Annotated in this window: 15 protein-coding genes; 3 read left to right on the top strand and 12 right to left on the bottom strand. The window is 71.2% G+C overall.

Annotation, left to right across the window (positions count from 1 at the left end):
* Positions 1-81: 81 nt before the first annotated feature.
* From ACIA5D_RS14015 to ACIA5D_RS14030, 4 genes are read right to left on the bottom strand one after another with little or no spacing between them, the layout of a single operon-like run.
* Positions 82-1,269, bottom strand: coding sequence for an ABC transporter permease (locus ACIA5D_RS14015; protein WP_396030260.1), 1,188 nt, complete (start codon positions 1,267-1,269; stop codon positions 82-84).
* Positions 1,253-1,963, bottom strand: a complete 711-nt coding sequence (locus ACIA5D_RS14020; RefSeq protein ID WP_396030261.1) for an ABC transporter ATP-binding protein — start codon at positions 1,961-1,963, stop codon at positions 1,253-1,255. The genes ACIA5D_RS14015 and ACIA5D_RS14020 overlap by 17 nt, the downstream gene beginning before the upstream one ends.
* The gene (locus tag ACIA5D_RS14025; protein WP_396030262.1) at positions 1,960-3,015 is read right to left on the bottom strand and encodes an efflux RND transporter periplasmic adaptor subunit; all 1,056 of its coding nucleotides are present in this window, start codon (positions 3,013-3,015) and stop codon (positions 1,960-1,962) included. Before ACIA5D_RS14025 ends, ACIA5D_RS14020 begins: the two co-directional genes overlap by 4 nt.
* Positions 3,012-3,617 carry a hypothetical protein gene (locus tag ACIA5D_RS14030; protein WP_396030263.1) on the bottom strand — a complete coding sequence of 202 codons (606 nt, stop codon included), beginning with the start codon at positions 3,615-3,617 and terminating at the stop codon, positions 3,012-3,014. Before ACIA5D_RS14030 ends, ACIA5D_RS14025 begins: the two co-directional genes overlap by 4 nt.
* A 121-nt stretch (positions 3,618-3,738) precedes the next feature.
* Here ACIA5D_RS14030 and ACIA5D_RS14035 point away from each other — a divergent pair, with 121 nt between their 5' ends.
* On the top strand, positions 3,739-4,395 hold the full coding sequence (locus ACIA5D_RS14035) for a response regulator transcription factor (RefSeq protein ID WP_396030264.1): 657 nt from the start codon (positions 3,739-3,741) through the stop codon (positions 4,393-4,395).
* Positions 4,392-5,522, top strand: coding sequence for a sensor histidine kinase (locus ACIA5D_RS14040; protein ID WP_396030265.1), 1,131 nt, complete (start codon positions 4,392-4,394; stop codon positions 5,520-5,522). Before ACIA5D_RS14035 ends, ACIA5D_RS14040 begins: the two co-directional genes overlap by 4 nt.
* A gap of 53 nt (positions 5,523-5,575) precedes the next feature.
* On the opposite strand, the gene ACIA5D_RS14045 is transcribed toward ACIA5D_RS14040, so the two are convergent.
* Entirely contained in the window at positions 5,576-6,835 is a 1,260-nt protein-coding gene (locus ACIA5D_RS14045) for a DUF1479 domain-containing protein (RefSeq protein WP_396030266.1), read from the bottom strand.
* A gap of 87 nt (positions 6,836-6,922) precedes the next feature.
* Here ACIA5D_RS14045 and ACIA5D_RS14050 point away from each other — a divergent pair, with 87 nt between their 5' ends.
* Positions 6,923-7,993, top strand: coding sequence for an ROK family transcriptional regulator (locus ACIA5D_RS14050; RefSeq protein WP_396030267.1), 1,071 nt, complete (start codon positions 6,923-6,925; stop codon positions 7,991-7,993).
* An 86-nt stretch (positions 7,994-8,079) separates the two neighbouring features.
* Here the strand turns inward: ACIA5D_RS14050 and ACIA5D_RS14055 are convergent, their stop codons facing one another.
* The 7 genes from ACIA5D_RS14055 to ACIA5D_RS14085 form a co-directional block, all read right to left on the bottom strand.
* A complete protein-coding gene (locus ACIA5D_RS14055) occupies positions 8,080-8,214 on the bottom strand; it encodes a hypothetical protein (protein ID WP_396030268.1) in 135 nt (44 codons plus the stop codon).
* A 62-nt stretch (positions 8,215-8,276) separates the two neighbouring features.
* Positions 8,277-9,413, bottom strand: coding sequence for a winged helix DNA-binding domain-containing protein (locus ACIA5D_RS14060; RefSeq protein ID WP_396030269.1), 1,137 nt, complete (start codon positions 9,411-9,413; stop codon positions 8,277-8,279).
* A 7-nt stretch (positions 9,414-9,420) separates the two neighbouring features.
* Positions 9,421-10,233: a class I SAM-dependent methyltransferase gene (locus ACIA5D_RS14065; protein WP_396030270.1), complete on the bottom strand. Its 813-nt coding sequence runs from the start codon at positions 10,231-10,233 to the stop codon at positions 9,421-9,423.
* Between the two features lie 69 nt (positions 10,234-10,302).
* Positions 10,303-11,910 (bottom strand): murein biosynthesis integral membrane protein MurJ, encoded by a 1,608-nt coding sequence (gene murJ, locus ACIA5D_RS14070; RefSeq protein ID WP_396030271.1) that lies wholly within the window; start codon positions 11,908-11,910, stop codon positions 10,303-10,305.
* Complete coding sequence (locus ACIA5D_RS14075) at positions 11,903-12,973, bottom strand: glycosyltransferase (RefSeq protein WP_396030272.1); 1,071 nt, start codon at positions 12,971-12,973, stop codon at positions 11,903-11,905. The genes murJ and ACIA5D_RS14075 overlap by 8 nt, the downstream gene beginning before the upstream one ends.
* The gene (locus ACIA5D_RS14080; RefSeq protein WP_396030273.1) at positions 12,900-14,345 is read right to left on the bottom strand and encodes an O-antigen ligase family protein; all 1,446 of its coding nucleotides are present in this window, start codon (positions 14,343-14,345) and stop codon (positions 12,900-12,902) included. Before ACIA5D_RS14080 ends, ACIA5D_RS14075 begins: the two co-directional genes overlap by 74 nt.
* Before the next feature lie 40 nt (positions 14,346-14,385).
* Entirely contained in the window at positions 14,386-15,573 is a 1,188-nt protein-coding gene (locus ACIA5D_RS14085) for a glycosyl transferase family 1 (protein WP_396030274.1), read from the bottom strand.
* Positions 15,574-15,736 lie beyond the last annotated feature (163 nt).

Consider the following 15,736-nt stretch of genomic DNA (forward strand, 5'->3'; position numbering starts at 1 on the left):
GCTAGCGGCAATGGCTGACAACTTCCGTCAGGAATGGCGAGGGCTCGGGAAGCCCCCGTGGCGCTTCCCGAGCCGGCCCGGTCAGGCCGCCGCCAGTGCCTCCGTGGGGGCCAGGCGCGCCGCCCGGATCGCGGGATAGAGGCCGGCGATCGCGCCGATCACGACCGTTGCCGCGACGCCGCCGCCGAGCGCCCACAGGGGGACGACCGTGGGCCAGTCCTGGGTGGCCGAGTAGAAGCCGGTCACCAGATAGCCGAGCAGGACACCCGCGGCGCCGCCGAGCAGCGACAGGAGCAGCGACTCGGCGACGAACTGGGTTCGGACCTGCCCCTTCGTGGCGCCGAGCGACCGGCGCAGGCCGATCTCGGCCCGTCGCTCCAGCACCGAGATGACCATCGTGTTGGCCACCCCGATCCCGCCCACGAGCAGCGCCACGGCGCCGAGCCCGAGGAGCAGTGCGGTGAATGTCGCATTGGTGGCGCGCTGGGCCGCGAGGGCGTCGGACGGCCGGGACACCTTGACCTCGTTCGGGTTCTGCGGATTCGCCGTCGGCCCCAGCACGGCCCGCACGGCCTCCACCTGAGCGTCGACCGCCCGGGCGTAGACGGTCGTCGGATGCCCGTCGAACCCGAGATAGGCGCCGGCGGCCTGCCACCCGACCAGCGCGGCCGAGTCGAGCTCCGGCGCGAGCGGCACGTGGTTGAGCACGCCGACCACGGTCCACCACCGCCCGAGCATGTAGACGGCGGGCACGTTGCCCAACCGCCGGGCCGCGTCCCAGCCCAGCACCACGGCCGGATACCGCGCGGTGGCCGCGTTCAGCCACGTCCCGTCGGCCAGCGACGCGCCCACGGTCTTGAGCAGGCCCAGCTCGGCCGCCATCACCGCGAGGCCCCCGGTCTGCGCCTGCGGGATCTTGTCGGTCCGGTAGACGTGGGCGTCGTCGACCGCCCCGGTGGCCGTGGCCGACAGCACCGGCGCGACCCGCCGGATCATCGACACCGACGTGTCGGGCAACGTGGCCGACTTGCCCATCATGGTCTCGCCAGGCGTGACCGTGAGCATGTTGGTGCCGAGAGCCGCCAGCGCCCGATCGAGATCCGCCTGGCTGGACGAGCTGATCCCCACGACCGCGGTCATCGCCGCAATCCCGATCGCGATCCCGAGCGACGACAGCACCGCGCGCAGCGGACGCGCCCGCAGGCCGGTCCCGCCGAGTCGCAGCAGGTCCGACGATCGCAGCCGGGCCGGGCTAAGAGGCGAGGCCATGAACGACCACCGCCCCGTCGCGCATCGGGACCTGCCGCGGCAGACTGTCGGCGATCTCGTGGTCGTGGGTGATGACCAGCACCGTGGTGCCGCTCGCGTTCAGCTCCCGCAGCAGCTCGACCACGCCGGAGCCGGACACCGAGTCGAGGTTTCCGGTCGGTTCGTCGGCCAGCAGCACGGCGGGATCTCCGGCCACCGCGCGGGCGATGGCGACCCGCTGCCGCTCGCCGCCGGAGAGCTCGTGCGGGCGGTGGGTCAGGCGGTCACCCAGGCCGACACGGATGAGGGCGGCCTCCGCGCGCCACTCACGCTCCTTTTTCGGTACGCCTGCGTAAAGCAGCCCGTCGGCGACATTGGCCACGGCGTTCCGCCCCGGCGCCAGGTGGAACTGCTGGAACACGAAGCCGATCCGGCGCGCCCGCAGCGCCGAGAGCTGCCGGTCGGAGAGCGTCGCGATGTCGTGCCCGTCGATCTTGACGGAGCCCTGGGAAGGGCGGTCCAGCGTGCCGATGAGGTGCAGCATCGTGGACTTGCCCGACCCCGACGGGCCGACGATCGCGACGAGCTCGCCGTACTCGACGGCCAGGTCGACCGAGCGGACGGCGGTGACCCCGCCGGCGTAGGTCTTGGTGACGCCGGTGAGCTCGATGACCCGGCTCCCGGACTCGCCGACGATCTCCATCACCGGGTTCATACCGGCATCCCGACCTTCGTGCCGGCGGCCAGGCCGTCGCCGGTGATCTCGACCTTGCCGTCGGCGAACAGCCCGGTCTCCACGGCAACGATCTTCGTGGTGGCGCCGTCGACGACCTGGACGCCGTACCCGCCCTCGGCGAGCGCCAGCAGCGCCGCGACCGGAACGGTGAGCACGTCCTTGCGCTCGGAGGCGACGAAGTCGACCGAGACGGCCGCGTCGTCCATGCCCTTGGGCGCGCCCGAGAAGCTGATCGTCACCTCGATCAGCGTGGTGTCCTCCTGGTCGCCCTGACCCTCCTGCACGGTGGTGCCGACCTTGACGATCTTGCCGGGCAGGTCCTTGCCGTCGGGCATGCCGACCCGCACGGCGGCGCCCTGCTTGGCGAGCCGCTGAGAGTCCATCGTCAGGTCGACGGTGGCGACCAGCGCGGTGCCGGTGTATTTGAGCAGTTCCGCGCCGGGCTGGACGACCGCGCCGTTCTCGGCGCTCCGCGAATCGATGCGGACGGCCGTCGGGGCGTACCAGATCTGGCTGGTCTCGACCGTGCCCGTCTCACTCAGGCCGAGATCGTCCTGCCATTCCTCCACCGCGTCGGCGGTGGCCGCGGTGTACCTCTCGTCGACCGTGAAGCCGCGATAGCCCAGCGCCCAGAGGTTCTTCTCGAACTGCCTGACGTCGGCGCCCTTCACCCCGCTCCGCAGCGTGCGGTAGGCGGGAAGCGTGCCGTAGAGCAGCACGACGGCCTTGTTGTCCAGTTTGTAGAGCGTCTTGCCCCGGCCGACCGTCGCGCCGGCCGTGGGCAGCCAGGTGACCGTGCCGCTGCCGCGCGCGGCGAGCGTGGTGGTGGCGCCGTGCCCGAGCGTCCCGTCGTGGGTCTCCCGGTCGACCAGCGTCTCCTTCTGGATGTCGGCCGTGCCGGCCACCGCCGAGTCCTTCGGGGTGGTGCTGCTGCTCTGCGCGTCCGGCAGGTTGAACACGGTGACCGCCGCGGCGACCGCCCCGACCGTCACGACTCCGGCGACCACGCCGGCGGTGCGTCGCGCGCTCATGCGACCCGTCCCTGGTTCGTGGTGCCGGCGCCGTTCTTGTTCGCGGAGCCGCCGCCGTCCGAGTGCTGCTCGGTGTGCTTGCCGCCCTTGGGCTCGTACTTCGCGCACGCCTTCTCGGCCTTGTCCCAGGTCGGGTCGCCCGGGCCGGTGCCCAGCTTCCCCGAGTCGATCATCATCCCGCCGTCCGGGTTGGGGTCGGGGAAGTTCGGGACGCCGTTCTCCCGCATGCACTTGGCCATGTCGCGGGCCTGCTGGAGCTCCTCGGCGCTGGGCTTCGGCGCGTTGCCGCCGTTGGGCATGTACTGCTTGCAGGCCTCCTGGGCGGCCTCGACCTTCTTCATATCGGTGCCCTGGGGGATCGCGACCGACATCTTTCCGTTGCTCGGGTCCGGGAACCACGAGAGGCCGTGCTCCCGCATGCACCTCGAGAACTTCAGCGGGGCGTCCGGGTCGTCCGAGGGGGTGGCGCTCGCGCTCGGGCTCGCCGTCGTGGTGCCGCCCTGGGCGCTGGCCACTTGCGGGTCGTTCGTCCCGGTGCGCGCGCACGCGGCCGGCCCGAGGGCCAGCATCAGCGCGAGCACCGCGACGTTCCGGGTTCGCATGATCGTCTCCTTCATCCTTCTTGCCGTGCCGTGGGAGGAAGTAGAGCGATCGGGAGGTTTCCCCGCCGTCACGGAAAAACGTGACGCCGAAGTGACGCCGCGGCACGGCACCATGGAGGGCATGCGGATCCTGGTGGTCGAGGACGAGCCGCTGCTCGCGGACGCGGTGGCGCAGGGGTTGCGCCACGAGGCCCATGCGGTCGACGTCGCGTACGACGGCGGGGCCGCCCTGGAGCGCATCGACGTCAACGACTACGACGTGGTGGTGCTCGACCGCGACCTGCCGGTCGTGCACGGCGACGACGTCTGCACCGCCCTGGCCGCCCGCGGTGGCGAGACCCGGGTGCTGATGCTGACCGCCGCGGCCGGCATCGACGACCGGGTCAACGGCCTGTCCCTCGGCGCCGACGACTACCTGCCGAAGCCGTTCGCCTTCCGCGAGCTGTCCGCCCGGGTCGCCGCCCTCGGCCGGCGCGCCCGGCCCGCCGCGCCCCCGATCCTGCGCCGTGCTGGGATCAGCCTCGATCCCCATCGTCGCGAGGTGCACCGCGACGGGCGGTACGTGCCGCTGTCCCGCAAGGAGTTCGCCGTGCTGACCGAGTTGCTGCGCGCCGACGGGACCGCGGTGTCGGCCGAGACGCTGCTCGAGAAGGCGTGGGACGAGAACGCGGATCCGTTCACGCACGCCGTACGGATGACGATTTTGAAGTTGCGCCGCAAGCTGGGCGACCCGCCCGTGGTGCTCACCGAGCCCGGAGTGGGGTATCGCATTCCATGAGACTCACCGTCCGCACCCGGCTCACCCTCATCTACGGCGGCCTGTTCGTGCTGGCCGGCATGGTGTTGCTCGGCGTCACCTACATCCTGGTGCAGCAGCGGCTCCCGATGGTGGCCGGCGAGGCGTCCTACTACTCGGCCCCGCCGGCGGACGCGCCGCTCAACTCGCCCGAGAACAAGTTCGTCCAGAGGGTCATCGACGGCACCCAGACCAGCGCGCTGCACGCCATGCTCACCCAGGGCCTGATCGCCCTGGCCGTGGTCAGCGCCGCCGCGATCGCCCTCGGCTGGCTGATCGCCGGCCGCATGCTCCAGCCCCTGCACCAGATCACCGCGACGGCCCGCCGCATCGCCGAGGCCCCGCCCGACGCCGACCGCGGCCTGCACGAGCGGATCGCCCTGACCGGCCCTTCGGACGAGATCAAGGAGCTGGCCGACACGTTCGACGTCATGCTCACCCGCCTCGACCATTCCTTCGACGGCCAGCGCCGCTTCATCGCGAGCGCCTCGCACGAGCTGCGCACCCCGCTGACGCTCAACCGCACGCTGCTGGAGGTCGCGCTCGCCGCCGAGTCGCCCTCCGAGGAGGTACGCCAACTGGGCGCCACCCTGCTGGCGATCAACGACCGCCACGGCCGCCTCATCGACGGCCTGCTGCTGCTCGCTCAGTCGGATCGCCCCGTGAGCGAGCGCTCCTTCGTCGACCTGGCCGACATCGTCGACCACGTGGCGGTTTCCGACACGGTCAAGGTGGTGGCCGAGCCGCTCGAGGCGCCCGTCGCCGGCAATCCGGTCCTGCTGGAACGCCTGGTGCAGAACCTGGTGGAGAACGGCGAACGCCACAACCTGCCGGTCAACGGCTGGGTGCGGGTCCGCAGCCTCTCCCGCCCCGACGGCTGGGTCGTCCTCGAGGTGAGCAACTCGGGCCCGGTGATCCCTCGCTACGAGGTGGCCGGCCTGTTCGAGCCGTTCCGCCGCTACAACGCCGAACGCGTTCACTCGCCCGGCGCGGGGCTCGGGCTCTCGATCGTCCGGGCGATCGCCCGCGCCCACGGCGGCGACGTGCACGCGGAGGCCCGCGACGAAGGCGGCCTGATCGTGACCGTGACGTTGCCCCGAGCCGTCTAGGGACCATCTGGGGTCGTCGGCCGCCGCCTGTGGACCAGACCCCACCCAAACAGCTAGGCGGTCAGGCCGAGGCCGCGGCGGCCGATCTCGTTGAGGTCTTCCTCTCGGAAGCGGTTCGGCCACGCCCGCTCGTAGTGCTCGGCGGGGAAGTCGGAGGGGCTCTCGCCCGTGCGGAAGGCGTCCCGCACAGAAGCCGCGTACGCCTCGTTGCGCGGGCACCACGGTGCGGCCGGGATGTACATGACGTTGCCCCAACCCTTCTGCGCCTCGACCGGGGCCACGCTGTGGATCATGTCGCAATGCCACCAGACCGAGTCGCCGGCCCGGACGTCGGGGATGCCGGAGAGAGCCTCCATCAGCGGGGCGTGCCACTTGTGGCCCGCGGGGAAGACCTGGTTGACCGTGACGCCGCACATGTCGTCGTCGGGGACGTCGGGCAGCAGCGGGCGCAGCATCAGGTAGGCCATCGCCTCGGGGATCGGGACGGTGTGCAGCACGCCCTGGTCGTGGTCCATGTCGGACAGTGCGGTCCAGCCCTGGAAGGTGCGGAACGCCGAGCACATGGTGGAGCCGGGGTACTGCGGGCCCGCGGTGCGGTGGGCGGCGTCCCACGGGTCGTACCGCTCGACGTCGCCGTCGAAGAGGTGGCGGAACGCCTGTTGGTAGGCGCGGGTCATCCAGAGGTCGAGGGTGCCGGGGTCGAGGTGGGCGTCGAGGCCGGCCGAGTCGGCGCCCTCGGGGCGGCGGCGGATGCGGTCGGGATAGAGCGAGTCGCGGTCGGGGTCGAACCACCGGGTGTTTGAGGATTCGAACTTCCACTGGTGGTTGAGGAAGGACTGGACCTTGGCCATGCGGTCGCTCTGCCGGGCCTGCATCTGCGCGGGCGACCAGTAGATCGGGTAGATCTCGGGCTTCGAGCCGACGCTGCCGAAGAAGTCGTCGCCGGGGCCGCGGTAGTTCTCGAAGAAGCGGTTGCTCTCGACGTAGTCGACGATGTCGCCGTCCCACTGCAGGGCCTGGGAACGGTCGAAGTGGCCGCGCACCACCAGGCAGCCCCGGCGTCGCAGCAGCTTGACCTGCGATGGGGAAACGGTGCCGGCGGCGATGTCGGCGTACTCGATCTCGGGCCACACCGACCCTTGCTTGCGGGCTGCGGCGATCTCGTCGACGGCCTCTTCCACCCGGCGCTCGACGACCGCGAAGACTTCCTCGACGGTGCGGCCGGAGGCGGTGATCCGCTCGCGCAGCGCGGTCTTGATCTCGCGGGTCGCGGCCTTCGGGTCGGTGGGCGTCTCTTCCCAATGCGGCAGCACGGCGTCTCCTTCTAGTCAGCTCTCCTTACTTGAAAGACTGTAGGCGGGCCGGAAGTTCAAGGCAAGGGCCCTGACTAGAATCGGCACGTGGATTCCCTGGTGCGGGCGCAGACCGACGAGCACGTGCTGCGGGCGCTGATGCGACGCCCGCGGCTGACCCGGGCCGAGCTCGCGGCCGAGATCGGCATCTCCAAGCCGACCGCGGGGGAAAGCGTCCGCCGGCTCACCGAGCGCGGCCTGGTCGCCGACACGGGGGAGCGCACGCCGGGCGGCCGGGGGCGCGGCCGGGTGGGCTCGTACTACGCGCTGACGCCGGAGGTCGGTGTGGCCCTGGCGGTGACGATCGCGCCGGCCGGCGTCACGGCCGAGACCATTGACGTGTACGGCGACACGACGGCGCGTGCGGTCCGGCGAATCGATCGGCCCGCCCGGCCGAGCCAGGTCGCCGCGGCGCTGCGGGACGCGGCGGCGGAGGTGTGCGCCGCGGCGGGACGGCCTGCCCGCCTGGCCGTCGTCGGCGCGGCCGACCCGGTCGATCGAGCCACGGGCCGGCTGGTCCATCTGCCCGACTCGCCGTTCCTCGTGGGCGAGCTGGACCCGGTCGCGATCCTCGCGCCGCTGGAGGTCGTCGTCGACAACGACGTGAACTGGGCGGCCCTGGCCGAGCCCGCGCGGCCGCGCGACTTCGCCTACCTCTACCTGGGCGAGGGGCTCGGCTGCGCGATCGTCAACGACGGCGAGGTCCGGCGCGGCCACGGCGGCCTGGCCGGCGAGATCGCGCACGTGCTGACGGCCGGGCCGGGTGGGCGCGCGGCGCCGTTCATCGAGATCTTCGGCGAGCTGGGGCTGCGCCGGGAGGGCTCCACGGCGATCGACGTCGAGCGGGTGCTCGCGAGCGACGGCGCGACCCGCGAGGCGATCGTCGCGGCCGTCGCGGGGGTCGTCGCGGCCGTCGTCGCGCTCGCCGACCCGCGGGAGGTCGTCGTCGGTGGATCGTGGGGGCCGGGGCTGATCGACGGCATCCGCGCGGCGACCGGACGGATGCCGCGGCAGGTTCCCCTCCGGGCCGCGGCGGCCGGAGGCGAGCCGGTTCTGGCGGGAGTGCGGGCCGAGGCGCTCGACCGGCTGCGGGCCGCGGTGATCAAGGCGTATTCATAGGCGGAACAACAGAAAGACGACGATCGCCGTCGCCAGCAGGCTTCCCGCCAGAATGACCTTGACGCGTACGGCGACCGCGTCGGCCGCTAGCCGAGGCCGTCGTCCCACCCGGTGTCGCAGACCGCGCGGCCGAGGACGAGCAGCTCGTCGAGCACCTGGCGGAGTACGTGGTCGGCCAGCTGGTCGGACAAGCGCAGGCATTGCTCGAGCTGCTGCCCCACCGCGCCTCGCTTCGCATCGGACGGTCGTGTCCGATCAGGGGCATTCGTTGTTCAGTGGTCATTCAGGCGTGGGCGCCGGTGCTGATCGAGCCGATGGTGAGGGCCGGCCGCGCCTGAAGGATGGCGCCGATCCTTTCCACCTGCTCGTCCAGCTCGTTTCGCCCGCGCGCGGTCAAGGCCCGCAACGGCTCGACGGTGATGGCGACCTTGCCGGCGGACTTCTTCTGGTGCCAGACGCCGGCGACGACACCGTCCACGAGCACCACGGGGAAGTTGCCGGCCTGGCCGCGGGCGAGCGCCCGGTCCCAGGCCGCGCCGGGGAAGAGCTGTTCCCGCGGTTGCGAACCGACCACGAAGGCGTCGAAGTGGGGGAGCAGCAGCACACCGGCGGCGGGATCACCGGGTTCGACGTCACCGCCGGCAACCCACGCCTTCGTCCCTTGCAGAGAGACCTCGGTCAGGTCGTGGGCGTCGAACACGGCTCGCGCCCAGCCGGGCGGCGCGGCCAGCCAGCGGGCGAAGTGCTGCGGCGTCGCCGGCCCGTAGGAACGCAGATAGGAGTCGAGCAGCCAGGCGGTCGCCTCCGCCTCCGGCGCGGGTGCGAACCCGGGCAGCCACCGGGACGGGTTGGTGTAGGTGACGTTGCGACCCTTGTTCGGCCCGAAACAGAGCACACCCCGGTGGGCGGCGATCTCGGTCATCTGCCGCCACCGCGGCCACATCGTCTGGAAAGCCGGCATCACCGGGTCGACCGCCCACGGCCCGACCCGGTCGGCCAGCGCCTCGGTGAGCTCGTCGACGGTCAGCTCGGCGCCGGCCAGGATCTCGCCGATCGCCACCACGAGCTCATCGGTCTGTCCGGGCGTCAGGCGCATCGCGGGCGGGCGCCGGCTGAGCGGGGGTGTCGCGCTCAGGGCGCCGCACCAGAGGGCGAGATCGGCGGCGGGCAGCAGGTGGATCGTGCCGCGCGGGCCGAACGTCTTGATCAGGCTGTGGCCGGACCACAGCGCCTCCTGCACCGTTGCCCGGGTCGATCCGGGCGCGCGCAGGCCGATCGAGACCTCGGCGGCCGACAGCACCTGGGCGTGTGCGCCGCACATCGCCGCCGCCGCCTCGGCCGGAGCGCGCAGCGGCGAGTCCGGCGTCAGACCGTGCCGCTCCAGACGCCGGCCGCAGATGTCGCTCCAGGCCACGTTCACCGTTCGGTCAGGGTTGGTACTGGACCAGGACCTGGAACTCGCTCGTCAGGTCGACGGGCAAGGGGCCGCCGGCCCGGCTCCACCCACGGTTCCACTGCGCCTTCGCCCGTACCGCCGCCGTCGACTTGGAGTCGCCCAGCGCCACGCAGCGCTCCTTCACGCCCCAGGCCCCGAAGGTGGGGGAGGCGAAGCCGCGGCTGCCCAGCAGCGCCGTCAGCGAGTCGCGCGTGAACATGGAGATGTGGTCCTGGCGCTCGAAGTTGATGGTGCGCCCGCCGAGGGAGAGCGTCCGGGCCAGCATCGACTGGAAGCGCCAGTTGGGGGTGGTGAGGAAGAGCCAGCCGCCCGGCCGCAGCGCCGCCCGCACCTCGTCGAGGAAGGCCCCCGGGTCGGGGGTGTGACCGATCACGCACCACAGGGTGACCACGTCGGCAGGCGCCATCCCCGCCACCGAGGTGTGCACCCGTGCCGCCCCGATGCGATCCCGGGCCTTGGCGCAGGCCACCTCGGAGAGCTCGACGTTGTGCGCGTCGAACCCGGCCTCGAGGGCCAGTTCGCTGAAGTAGCCGATGCCCCCGCCGACGTCGTAGATGGTCGCGCCGGCCGGTACCCGTCCGCCGATCTCGTTGAGCACTGTGGTGAAGAGGGTGTCCTGCGTGTCGGCCCAGACGTGGTTGACCGCGTCGTCGTCACGCCCCTCCCAGTAGTTGTCGATCTTGCCCGAGGCCTGCAGGCGGGCGAAGCCGCATGCGCACTGGGCGAACGTGGCTTGGCCAACGGCCCGCTCGAAGGTCGTCTTGCCGCACACCAGGCAGTTCATCGCCGTTCCTCGTCCTCATCCTCGCGCGGCTGTGCGCGCTCCTCGGGTGTTCATTGCTGATGCTCGGTGCTAGGCGGTGCCCCGGCGGTGCCGGCCGGACTCGGATCGGGCCGGCAGCGCGGTCTCCAGCGGCAGCGCAAGCTCGAGCGTCGGCGGGTCCTCGGGCGGGGGCGACTTTTGACCACGTCTGGCGATCTTCGACCAGAGGCCGGTCACGAAGGCGGCACGGAGGCTCGGCACAAGCATCACGTAGGCCAGCCAGACCAGGCCGACGACCGTACACGACGCGACTAGCCGTAGCAGCCCGTCGCCGGCCAGGAACCATCCGGCGGCGACCGCGCCGAGGATGCCGGGCGCCAGCTTCGCCAGCAGGCCCAGGCAATGCCGCATGATCCTCAGCGACAGCGCCGCGCCCACGAACATCACCACGCCACCGATGGCCGAGGCGAGGCCGAGCGTGAACGGTCCCGTGTATCGCCACATGACGAGGTTGACCGTGGCGGCGATGCCGAACGACAGACCGTTGGCGACCGCGGCCCGCTTGTTCTCGCCGCGCGCGTTGAGCACCTTGACCAGGGTGTGGCCGAGCACGTTCGCCCAGATGCCCAGGGAGAAGCCGAGCAGCATGATCGACGTGACGTCGACGGCGGTCTGGTCGAACTCGCCGCGCGCGTACAGGACCGTGATGATGCCCCGGCTGTTGACGCCGAGCACGATCGACAGCGGCACGGTGACCAGCAGAATCGGCGCGATCATGCGCCGGAGGCCGTCGTGGATCTCGTGCGTCCGCATCCGGGCGAACGCGGCGAGCCCGGCGAGGCCGAGCGGTGCGGCGATCAGCGCCATCAGCGAGTCGACGACGAAGCGCGAGTACTCGGTCGCGGCGACGACCTCGATGCCGAGCAGCGAGCCGACGGCCCGCTCGATGCTGATGGAACCCTGCAGCAGCACCGGGATGAGCAGCAGCGGGCGCAGCCGGCGCCAGAACATCCCGAGCACCATCTTGTAGTGCGCGCGCTCGATCGGAGGGTGCTGCGCCCCGGCCTCCCCGACGTTGAGGTACTGCTTGCGCCGGAGCCAGTACGTGCCCCAGCACCACAGCAGGAAGTACGGCACGGTGAAGCCCCAGGCGAGCAGCACCGCGTGGCCGGTCAGGTAGGCCGCGACCGTGGCCGCGATGAGCCCGATGCTCTGGAACGACGCCCGCAGATTGATCAGGCGCACGTCGTCCTTCTCCAGGGCGACCAGCGTGTCGAGGCTGTACAGCAACAGGAACGGCATGCCCAGGGCCGCGATCGACAGCATCGACGCGGCCAGCGTCGCGGTGGGCTGGTCGAGACCCGGGCCGAGCACGTCGATCCAGAAGCCCCGGGCCAGCTGAAGGACGATGAGCAGGGCCACGGACAGCCCGATGAACAGCGTCCGGACCGAGCGGTAGAGCGCCAGCGCCATCGCCGGGTTTTCCTGGCGGTAGCGCACGTACAGCGGCAGGAAGCCGGCCGACAGCGCGTCGGCGGTGAAGAAGTTGAGCGGGACCATGGTGGCGGTGAGCGCCACCCGGTTGGCGCCCATCGCACGTCCGGCGCCGAACAACGCCGCGAGCAGGACCTCGCGGACGACGCCGAGCACCTTCCCGACGATGCCCCCGAACAACAGCCGGAAGAAGGTGCTAGACATGGCGCTCCGCGGCGCCGGGATCCGGGATCAGGCTCCGGTACAACGCCTCGAGCTTCGCGGTCTGCGTCCGCAGGTCGTAACGGCTTTCCACCATCGCCCGTCCGGCGGCGCCGAGGCGCTCGCCCAGACCGGGGTCGGTGAGCACCGCGAGCAGCCGCTCGGCGAGCGCGGCCGGGTCGCGCTCCGGCGCCAGATAACCGGTGACGCCGTCCACGACCGCCTCGGGGATGCCGCCGTGATCGGTGCCGATCACCGGCCGCCCCGATGCCGCCGCCTCCAGCAGCACCAGGCCCAGGCCCTCCTGGGCGCCGTTGGCCGCCGTGGCGCTCGGCAGGCACAGCACCTGCGCGGCGCCGATCTGCGTCAGCACCTCGGTGTGGGGCAGCGCGCCGAGGAACCGCACCGCGTCGGCCACGCCCAGCTGCGCCGCCAGCTCGCCGAGCTGCGCCCGCAGCGGGCCGTCACCGACGATGACCAGCTCGGCCGAGGCCAGCGCCCGGCGCACGGTCGCGAACGCCCGCAACAGATCCGCCGTGCCCTTCACCTCCACCAGGCGGGCGACGTGCACGATCCGGGGCGTCTCGACGAACGGCGCCGGCTTGATGACGTCGGTGTCGACGCCGATCGGCAGCACCACGGCGCGCTCGGCGGGATAGCCCCATTCGATTGCGCGACGCCGGATGTATTCGGAGACGCACACAAACGAGGCGCCGGCCTCGAAAAGCGAATTCCGCCACGTGACGTAGTTGATCCACGACGGTTTCTTCGATGCGATCAGCTGCTTTTTCGTGATGGTCACGTCGAAGCCGTGCAGCGTCGTCACCAACGGCACGCCGAGCGCCTTCGCGGTCGGGGTGATATAGACGCCCTCGACGCCGAAGTGGGCGTGCAGAATGGTCACGCCGCGCTCGGCAAGCGCCTTGACCAGTGGTTCCGACCGCCGAGTCAGCAGGTACGAGGTGGTGGCACGCTTGCCGAAGTCGGCAATGCTAACGCTGTCGATGCTGGCCGGGGCCCGGACGATCGTGTCCCGTGCCAAGAACAGCGGTCGGAAAGTCCGCATAGTCAGGGCCTGGTTGGGGATGAACGTCTCGGACGGCTGGAATAATTGATGTCTCACGATTCCAGATATCGGCGTCTTCGACACGTTCCGGCTCCTGTCGCAACGGTTGGATCAAATAGCAGAGGAGCAACGCGAGCACGGGGATCAGGTGAATCTCCCCGAACACGTCGGTGTTCTCCCCCATCGCCTGGACGATCACCCAGACGAACGCCGCGCCCGCCCACGCGACGAAGAGCGAATCCCGCGCGAACGCCTTGACGACGTGCCTCAGCAGCAATCCGAAGATCAGGATGGTCAGCGCGAGTCCCACCAGGCCGGTTGCGGCCCACGCGGCGAGCAGGATGTTGTGCGGCGGGAAGTTCGGGTTGTAGATGCCGTTCTCGGCGGCGTACGAGGCGAATCCCTTCTGCCACCCACCCCAGCCGAGGCCGAGCACCGGACTGTCGGCGAACGCCTCGGTGGCATAGCCCCAGATCTCGGTCCGTTGCCCGAAGGCCACCCGGACGGCGGCGCCGAACCCACCGCCCGCCGCGCCGAGCAGCACACCGGCGGCGACCCCCGCCGCGCCCCCGCCGATCAGCACGTACCGGCGCAGGGCCGGCTTCAGCCTCCGGCAGAAGTACGCGGCCAGCGCGGCCAGCGGCAGCACGATCGAGAACATCCGCCCGGACTTGGAGCCGGTGAACCAGACGCCGGTCAATGCGACGAAGCCCGCCACCAGCACCAGCCGCTGCCGTGTGCGCGACCAGACGGCGAAGGCGGCCATCGCGCTGACGCCGAGGAACAGCCCGGCGACGTTCGCGTTGATGAACACCCCACCCGATTTGGTGGGATCCAGCACATTGTTCCGGTTGACGTCGAAGAGCCCGTCGACCGTGTTCTGACCCGCGAACAGCCCGGCGATCGAATGGAAGTACCCGTCCTCCACCCCGGGGAAGATGCGGAACAACGCGACCAGGAGCGCTTCCAGCATGACGAGAGGCCAGTAGACGAACTGGATCTGGCGCAGGAGGTCCGGCTCCTCGCTCGCGGCGCCGTACAGCAGCACCAGCGTCACGATGAACTGGGCGAGCAGAACCATCGGCAGCCGGCCGTACCCCGTGTCGGGAGACCAGAGCAGCGCGATGAACCGGGTCGCGAGGAGCCCGAGCACGCTGTACATCAGCGCGGTGCGCAGCAGCCGCCGGACGTCCGGGTTGCCCCACGTCCGGACCAGGACCGTGGGCACGAGCAGGACGGCGGCGATGGTCGACAGCGCGATGTCGATGGTGCCACCGGGCAGCGGATAGATCTGCGGCACCGCCAGGGCGAAGACCACCAGGACACCGACCCGGAGGGGAACTCCGGCGACGATGGATAGGAGGCGGTTCATGACCGGGCGGCCTCCACGGTCCCGCCGGCCGAAGCCCTGGTCATCGAACCGGCAGTTGCGCGAGCTCGGCCGCCAGAAGGTCGCGGAGCACCTGCCCGCGCTCACCCCAGCCATGCCGACCGGCGCTGTCCACCCGGTCGGCGATCACGTCGTCGGTGACGGGCGCCAGCATCCGGGAGAGGTGGTCGAGCACGTCGGCGCCCTCGGCCGCGACGACGTGCGGATTGGTCTGCGCGAGTGCCCGGACCGAGGGCAGTGGGGTGCTGAGCACCGACAGGCCGGACGACAGGTACTCGAAGCACTTGAGCGGGCTCACGCCCGTCGTGTAGTCGTTGATCGCGTACGGGATGAGCCCGACCGCGCAGGTGCCGGCCGCCGCGGCGAGCTCCTTCGGCGTGAGCAGGCCCAGATAGCGAGCGCCCAGCTCCTCCAGCTGCTGCAGTTCGGCGGTGAAGCTTCCACCGCCCGCGGCCAGCGGGCCGGCGAGGAGCAGCTCGCCGCGGCCGTGCAATGCTTTGGCGAGGGACACGAGCAGCGGCATGTCGAGCTTCGCGGTGGTGAGATTGCCCGAGAAGATCACCGACGGCCGGCGTTCGGCGGCCGGGCGGCTGCCTTCGGCGAACACGGACACGTCCGCGACGTTCTGCAGCAGCTCGACGCGGGGGAAGCCGGTGCCGACGAGGTGCTCGTGCACCGCCTGGCTGGTGGCGATGGCGACCATGCCGGGCCGGGCCGCGAGGTTCCGCTCGCCCCGGCCGACGGCGACGCCGTCGATGCCGGGAAACTTCGCGAGCAGGTCGACGCAGTGGTAGATGACGACGTCGGCGGCGTTCTCCAGACCGTACGTCACGGGTGTGAAGGTCCATAGAACCCGCGGACGGCTGCTTTCCAGCCACTCGGCGGTGGAGCGGCGCAGCAGCGTGCGGTTCAGCAGGCGGGTGGGCGCGCGGTGCACGGGCACGACGATCGGCGAGACGATGCGCGTGTGGTCCGGCCGGGCCCGTCCCGGGGCGCTCGATCCGGCGGCGGGAGCCGCGGAGGCGAACGCCCGGCGGCCCCGCGCCGCCATGCGGGCCACGTCGGCGCGTCGCAGGGTCGGTCGCCGCAGGCCGAGGGATTCCACGAACGTCACGTCCGCCGCCGCGGCGAGCTCGCGGGTCACATAGTGCTGGTTGGTGGCAATTGCCGAATCCCACTCCGCGGTGCCCAGGATCAACACGTTGGTCACAGAGCCAGGCTCATTGCGGGCCTTGTCCGGCATTGGTTCCATCCCGAGTGAATTGCCGGCCCCCGAGCCGACGAGCGGCATCATGCTACGCGAACGCCTCTCACGAACCAACACCCGAGCCCGCGCCCCCGTATCGTCCAGCCTGCGCGCCTGCGCCATCATT

The sequence above is a fragment of the Actinoplanes sp. NPDC051513 genome (assembly GCF_044454685.1).
Taxonomy (GTDB): Bacteria; Actinomycetota; Actinomycetes; order Mycobacteriales; family Micromonosporaceae; genus Actinoplanes.

Bases quoted from the DNA above. Each gene is read 5' to 3' on its own strand.
- ACIA5D_RS14015 (WP_396030260.1), bottom strand. From the start codon at position 1,269: ATGGCCTCGCCTCTTAGCCCGGCCCGGCTGCGATCGTCGGACCTGCTG.
- murJ (WP_396030271.1), bottom strand. From the start codon at position 11,910: ATGTCTAGCACCTTCTTCCGGCTGTTGTTCGGGGGCATCGTCGGGAAG.
- ACIA5D_RS14025 (WP_396030262.1), bottom strand. From the start codon at position 3,015: ATGAGCGCGCGACGCACCGCCGGCGTGGTCGCCGGAGTCGTGACGGTC.
- ACIA5D_RS14035 (WP_396030264.1), top strand. From the start codon at position 3,739: ATGCGGATCCTGGTGGTCGAGGACGAGCCGCTGCTCGCGGACGCGGTG.
- ACIA5D_RS14065 (WP_396030270.1), bottom strand. From the start codon at position 10,233: ATGAACTGCCTGGTGTGCGGCAAGACGACCTTCGAGCGGGCCGTTGGC.
- ACIA5D_RS14020 (WP_396030261.1), bottom strand. From the start codon at position 1,963: ATGAACCCGGTGATGGAGATCGTCGGCGAGTCCGGGAGCCGGGTCATC.
- ACIA5D_RS14030 (WP_396030263.1), bottom strand. From the start codon at position 3,617: ATGCGAACCCGGAACGTCGCGGTGCTCGCGCTGATGCTGGCCCTCGGG.
- ACIA5D_RS14075 (WP_396030272.1), bottom strand. From the start codon at position 12,973: ATGCGGACTTTCCGACCGCTGTTCTTGGCACGGGACACGATCGTCCGG.
- ACIA5D_RS14040 (WP_396030265.1), top strand. From the start codon at position 4,392: ATGAGACTCACCGTCCGCACCCGGCTCACCCTCATCTACGGCGGCCTG.
- ACIA5D_RS14080 (WP_396030273.1), bottom strand. From the start codon at position 14,345: ATGAACCGCCTCCTATCCATCGTCGCCGGAGTTCCCCTCCGGGTCGGT.